Origin of the sequence: Acinetobacter sp. CWB-G5 (assembly GCF_019209785.1) — a bacterium.
Lineage (GTDB): Bacteria > Pseudomonadota > Gammaproteobacteria > Pseudomonadales > Moraxellaceae > Acinetobacter > Acinetobacter johnsonii.
Window position 1 is genome coordinate 158,310 of sequence record NZ_JAHUTF010000006.1, and the last position, 6,097, is coordinate 164,406.

General features: G+C 42.6%; 5 protein-coding genes. 3 read left to right on the top strand and 2 right to left on the bottom strand.

Translation table 11 applies throughout. The annotated features are described in order from the left end of the window. Nucleotides 1–13: 13 nt before the first annotated feature. Both KVY11_RS11635 and KVY11_RS11640 read right to left on the bottom strand, forming a co-directional pair. Nucleotides 14–919, bottom strand: coding sequence for a neutral zinc metallopeptidase (locus KVY11_RS11635; RefSeq protein ID WP_218289024.1), 906 nt, complete (start codon nt 917–919; stop codon nt 14–16). A gap of 41 nt (nt 920–960) precedes the next feature. Further along, the gene (locus tag KVY11_RS11640) at nt 961–1,887 is read right to left on the bottom strand and encodes a DUF808 domain-containing protein (protein ID WP_218289025.1); all 927 of its coding nucleotides are present in this window, start codon (nt 1,885–1,887) and stop codon (nt 961–963) included. 197 nt (nt 1,888–2,084) lie between these two features. On the opposite strand from KVY11_RS11640, the gene trpS reads away from it, so the two are divergent. The 3 genes from trpS to KVY11_RS11655 all read left to right on the top strand — a co-directional run bounded on the left by trpS (nt 2,085) and on the right by KVY11_RS11655 (nt 5,960). Continuing rightward, nucleotides 2,085–3,098 carry a tryptophan--tRNA ligase gene (gene trpS / locus KVY11_RS11645; RefSeq protein ID WP_004695576.1) on the top strand — a complete coding sequence of 338 codons (1,014 nt, stop codon included), beginning with the start codon at nt 2,085–2,087 and terminating at the stop codon, nt 3,096–3,098. A gap of 459 nt (nt 3,099–3,557) precedes the next feature. After that, nucleotides 3,558–4,202, top strand: a complete 645-nt coding sequence (locus KVY11_RS11650; protein WP_218289026.1) for a YqiJ family protein — start codon at nt 3,558–3,560, stop codon at nt 4,200–4,202. Nucleotides 4,203–4,247: 45 nt separating this feature from the next. Then, the gene (locus KVY11_RS11655) at nt 4,248–5,960 is read left to right on the top strand and encodes a flotillin family protein (RefSeq protein WP_168158157.1); all 1,713 of its coding nucleotides are present in this window, start codon (nt 4,248–4,250) and stop codon (nt 5,958–5,960) included. The last annotated feature ends 137 nt before the right edge of the window (nt 5,961–6,097 follow it).

Below are 6,097 nucleotides of genomic sequence, written 5' to 3' on the forward strand. Positions count from 1 at the left end.
CTCTTTTTATGGCTTAAATGGCTTGATTAAAGGTATCGCAACTTTCAACTTGCCCCGACTTAAAGCCCGTGCCAAACCAAGTCATACGCTGTTGACTGGTTCCATGGGTAAAACTATCAGGGACCACTTGCCCTGTTGCCCGCTTTTGTAGGTAATCATCACCAATCTTATGTGCCGCATCCATCGCTTCTTCAACATCGCCTTGCTCTAAGAACTGAGTCCGTTGATTGTTATGATGCGCCCATACTCCTGCTAAACAGTCAGCCTGTAACTCTTGGCGTACCGATAAAGCATTGCCTTGCGCTTTTGAGCCCTGCGCACGAGCCTTTTGCACTTGTTCAGAAATACCTAAAATGGTCTGAATATGATGTCCAACCTCATGTGCCACTACATAAGCCTGAGCAAAGTCGCCCGCTTGATCTTGGCGCGCCAACTCCGTTTGGTTTTGCTCACCGCCAATACCCATTTGAGTCCGCATGTCTTTAAAGAAAGCGGTGTCGATATACACCTTCTGATCTGCTGGACAGTAAAACGGCCCCATTGCAGACTGTGCAGTACCACAACCCGAATTGATCATCCCTGAAAACATCACCAACTTCGGTGGAACATATTGTTGTCCCAATTGCTGTTGGAAAATTTGACTCCATGTGTCTTCAGTATCAGCCAGTACTGTACCGACAAAGTCCATCGCTTCCTGCTGATCAGGCGTTGGGTTATCCAAACCTTGAGTTTCTGCCGCTCCAGTTTGTGCGGTCACTTGTTTAGTGGCTTGGTAGGCTTGCTGCGGATCGACTCCTAGAAATTTCCATGCCACAAAGGCCACGATCAGCCCTAAAATACTGATGCCACCCGCCTTGACACCGCCACCACCGCGACGATCCTCGACATTGCTACTGACACGACGTCCCTTCCAACGCATAGCACTCTTCCTTCTTCTAATTCATGCTGACCCGATCCAGTTTATGCCTTTTTTGAACTCGGCCAAACTTTTCTAATCAAGCTCACAATAGCCAATACAATCAAACCAGCCACAAAACCAATCACTAAGTTAATCAGTGTTGGGGTTAATGCCCCCACAATGCTTCCCACAGTTGGAATATGTTCAGCATAATCCACTGAACCTTCAGTGAAATGATGCAATAAAGGCACGCCGTGGGAAATAATGCCACCACCCACTAAAAACATCGCGATAGTGCCCACGATGGTTAAGGTCTTCATTAGTTTTGGTGCAAAAGCCAATAAACCACGGCCAATAGTTTGCTTAAATGAAGAGGCTTGCTGAGTTAGATACAGCCCTAAATCATCAATTTTGACAATCATCGCAACAAAACCATACACACCGACGGTCATTAAAATGGCAATTACAGATAACACCATAACTTTGGTTGAAAAAGTTGCAGCAGCCACAGTCCCCAGTGAAATCACTACAATTTCTGCCGACAAAATAAAGTCGGTACGAATCGCGCCTTTGACCTTATCTTTTTCAAAAGTCGCCATATCCATTTCAATCGCAGTTAATTCTTGGCTCGCTTCTTCTTCGGTTTTGGCTTTTTTGTGATGCAAACTATGCAGAACTTTTTCTACCCCTTCATAACATAGAAATAAACCACCAATCATCAACAGTGGCGTGATCAGCCACGGCGCAACCACACTAATCAACAACGCCGCAGGGACTAAAATCAATTTATTAACAAAAGAGCCTTTAGCCACAGCCCAAACCACAGGCAGCTCACGGTCAGTACGAACCCCACTCACCTGTTGTGCATTGAGTGCTAAATCATCCCCCAAAACACCCGCCGTTTTTTTTGCCGCCATTTTGCTCATGACCGCAACGTCATCTAATATCGTGGCAATATCATCTAGTAATATTAATAAGCTACTCGCCATTTATTTTTATCCATCTTGAGAATTTTGACATTTTAATCTGTGATCTAAGCTTTTGAATATTTGTTTTTTGAAATTTAACTGATTTTATAATTTTTTCACTGCAGTTTTTTTAAGACTGACATTGAAAAAGATTATGCCGTACAATGTCTGCATTCTTTGAAAATAGCATGTCGCTACGACGACTTTGGAAATAGATAATGAGTAATCAAGACAACCGTCCTGTTATTTTGACAGGCGACCGTCCAACGGGACAACTTCATTTAGGGCACTTTGTCGGATCTTTACGTTCACGTGTGGGTTTGCAGGATTCACACCATCAGCATTTATTATTGGCCGATGCGCAAGCCTTTACTGACAATGCAGATAACTTTGAAAAAGTTCGCCGCAATATTCTTGAAGTTGCCACAGATTACTTAGCAGTCGGGATCGACCCAACCAAAACCACCATTTGCGTGCAGTCGAGCTTACCAGCGCTGAATGAACTCACCATGTTGTATCTCAACTTTGTGACCGTGTCTCGTTTAGAACGTAACCCAACCATCAAGTCTGAAATTCAGATGCGTGGTTTCGAACGAGATATTCCAGCTGGTTTCTTATGCTACCCAGTTGCACAAGCAGCAGATATCACCGCATTTAAAGCAACGGTTGTACCTGTGGGTGAAGACCAGATTCCAATGATCGAACAGACCAATGAAATCGTACGTCGCTTAAATCGTCAGATTGGTCAGGAATTACTACCTGAATGTAAGGCTCTGCTTTCCAATATGAGCCGTTTACCCGGCTTTGATGGTAAAGCCAAAATGTCGAAATCTTTAGGCAATACCATTGTGTTGGATGCAACCGATAAAGACATTAAAAAAGCTGTTAATGCGATGTACACCGACCCGAACCACCTGCGTGTTGAAGACCCAGGTCAGGTTGAAGGTAATATCGTATTTACGTATTTAGATGCGTTTGATCCAAACAAAGAAGAAGTTGAAGAACTGAAAGCACATTACCGCCGTGGCGGTTTGGGCGATGGTACGGTGAAAAAACGTCTTGAAGGCGTATTGAAAGAGCTGATCACGCCAATTCGTGAACGTCGTATGGAACTTGCGAAAGATCCTGATTACATCATGGATATTTTGAAGACTGGTACAGACAAATGTCGTGATATCACTCAACAGACTCTAGATGAAGTTAAATCGGGTTTAGGGGTGTTTCATTTCTAAATCCACCTTAAACTAAAGCGCATATTTAAGCCTTTCTCACTGAGAAAGGCTTTTTTGATCACTAAACAAACAAAAATAAGCCACATGCATCTCAAAAACTGACATTTAGTGTCGTTTGTTAACCTAAATTTACAGTAATTAACGTGAATACTCATGAAATAAGAATGCACAGCCCTTATGATGAGTCCATAGCTTAGATTAACCCTGAGATATAACGTTTCTCCTTTTTACCGAAACTGTGTAACAACAGATTCGTAGTTCTACGCAATGAATACCCCAATCATTGCGTATTTTTTTGCCTAAAATTTGTCAAATCACAATTAAACCGCTCTCTCTTTACGTGCCAACAAACTTAGACATTCTGTTTTTTGAATGCTATGCTAAAGCCCAATTTCAATACAATTCTTTTTAAAAATTTACACTTAACTGATAACAGCATAAAAATAGAGAACCTTTAGAATGTGGGAATTATTTACTCACCCATCCAATTTAATTTTTAGTATTGGCCTCAGTCTGATGTTTTTATTGGGACTGCTCGAATTGATTTTATTGGTGTTAGGCGGCGGCTCACAAGGCCTACTTGACCAATTTCTACCTGATGACCTAGGCAGTACTAAAGACGTCAACATTGCACTAGATGCCGATCAAGGTTGGCTCAATGCCCTGCTGGATTGGTTGTTTATCGGCCGTGTCCCTCTCTTAGTTTGGTTGATTATCTTCTTCACCCTGTATAGCTTAAGCGGCTTTATTCTACAGTCCATTCTTCAAACTTGGACCGGAAGCTATTGGAGTGCATGGATCATGACACCTCTTTGCCTCGTACTTTCGATGCCTATGATCCGTTACAGCGCCATGCTGATTGCTAAAATTTTGCCACAAGATGAAACCACAGCAATTTACAGTGAAGAACTGATTGGACGAACAGCACTGATTATTTTAGGTGAGGCTAAAGTCAACTCACCGGCTCAAGCACGAGTTCAAGATCAGTTCGGGCAAACGCATTATGTACTGGTTGAACCTGAAACAGACCTTCATTTTTCTCAAGGTCAAGAAGTCATTTTGACTCAAAAAACCAAGATTGGCTTTAAAGCCATTTCACTTTAATTCTTTCATTTTGTACTTATAACTTTAAATAAAATCGGGACCCTTATGCTCAGCAACAATTTCTATAACATTCTTATTCTTGCAGGGATTATCTTTGCAGCTCTGGTCATTATCGGCATTATTATTGCTCGTCTGTACCGTCGTTCCAGCAAAGAAATCTCTTTCGTACGTACCGGTTTTGGCGGCGAAAAAGTTATTTTAGGTGGCGGTGCAATTGTACTGCCTGTATTACATGAAATTATCCCTGTTAACATGAACACGCTACGTTTAGAGGTTCGCCGTGCTGATGACCAAGCGCTCATTACCCGTGACCGTATGCGTGTCGATGTCATGGCTGAGTTCTATGTGCGTGTAAAGCCTTTGGCTGAATCAATTGCAGTTGCCGCACAGACTTTGGGACAAAAAACCATGTCTCCAAATGAGTTGAAGAACCTTGTAGAAGGTAAATTTGTCGATTCCTTGCGTGCTGTAGCAGCTGAAATGGCGATGGAAGAGTTACATGAAAAGCGCGTGGACTTCGTACAAAAAGTACAACAAGTGGTGTCTGAAGACTTACATAAAAATGGTCTAGAGCTTGAAACTGTATCTTTAACAGGTTTAGACCAAACAGGTTTCAAATACTTTAATCCTCAAAATGCATTCGATGCCGAAGGTTTAACCAAGCTGACCGAAACAATTGAAGACCGTCGTCGTAAACGTAATCACATTGAGCAAGACGCTGACCTTGCCATTAAGACCAAAAACTTAGAAGCAGAACAAGCTCGCCTACAAATCATTCGCGAAGAAGAATACGCCAAACTTCAACAAGAGCGTGAAATTGCAATTCGCCGTGCAGAACAATTGGCTGAAATTGCCTCTCAAGAAGCAGAGAAAAAACGTGAAGCAGAAGAAGCACGTATTGCAGCTGAGCGTGAAGTCGAGTTAAAGCGTATTGGTGCAGCACGTGATGTGGAAAGCCAAAACATTCAAAAATCACAAATTATTGAACAAGCACAGGTTGAACAAAAGAAAACCATCGAGCTGGCGGAACAGTCACGTGCCATTGCAATTGCTGAAAAGTCGCGCGAAGAGTCTGAAGCCAAAGCTTCTGCTGACCGTGCACGTGCTGAGGCGGTTAAAGCCGAAGAAGAAGTGATTACCGTACGTGAAACACAGCGTGCTGAGCGTCAAAAAGCTGTTGAATTGGTTGCAGCGAAGCAAGCTGCAGAAAAAGATGCAATTGCGATTACGGTTGCAGCAGAAGCAGGCAAACAAGCCGCTGCCGATGATGCCGAAGCCGTTCGTATTGCAGCGGAAGCTCAAGCCGAACAAGCTCGCTTAAAAGCCAAAGGTGAAGCGGATGCCAAAATACTGTTGGCTCAAGCAATGGAAAAACAATACCAAGTCGACGCAGATGGTACACGTGCTGTCAATGAAGCCAACAACGTCTTATCTCCTGAGCAAGTTGAAATGCAAATTCGCCTAGCATTGTTAAAATACTTACCTGAAATCATTCGTGAAAGTGTTAAGCCGATGGAAAACATTGATGACATCAAAATTCTACAGGTTAACGGTTTAGGCAATGTCGGTTCAGCAACAACTGGAGGTGATAGTGCGGAATCTTCACAAGTTGCTTTGTCTGATCAAGTGGTGAATAGTGCGCTACGCTATCGTACCCAAGCACCACTAATCGACAGTTTGATGAATGAACTGGGGATTCAAGGCGGTGACATCAATGGTTTAACCCAAAGCTTAAAACCGCAAAGCAAAGCTCAATAGTAGTTATACTTACATGTATTAGTTCCGACTTAATCTGACACAGAGCTTGAAAAAGAAGAAGTTACCGATTTTGATTAAAGGTGTCGAATCTCAATCAATAAAGGTAACTTCTCATGTTGCATACTAACAATCAAATC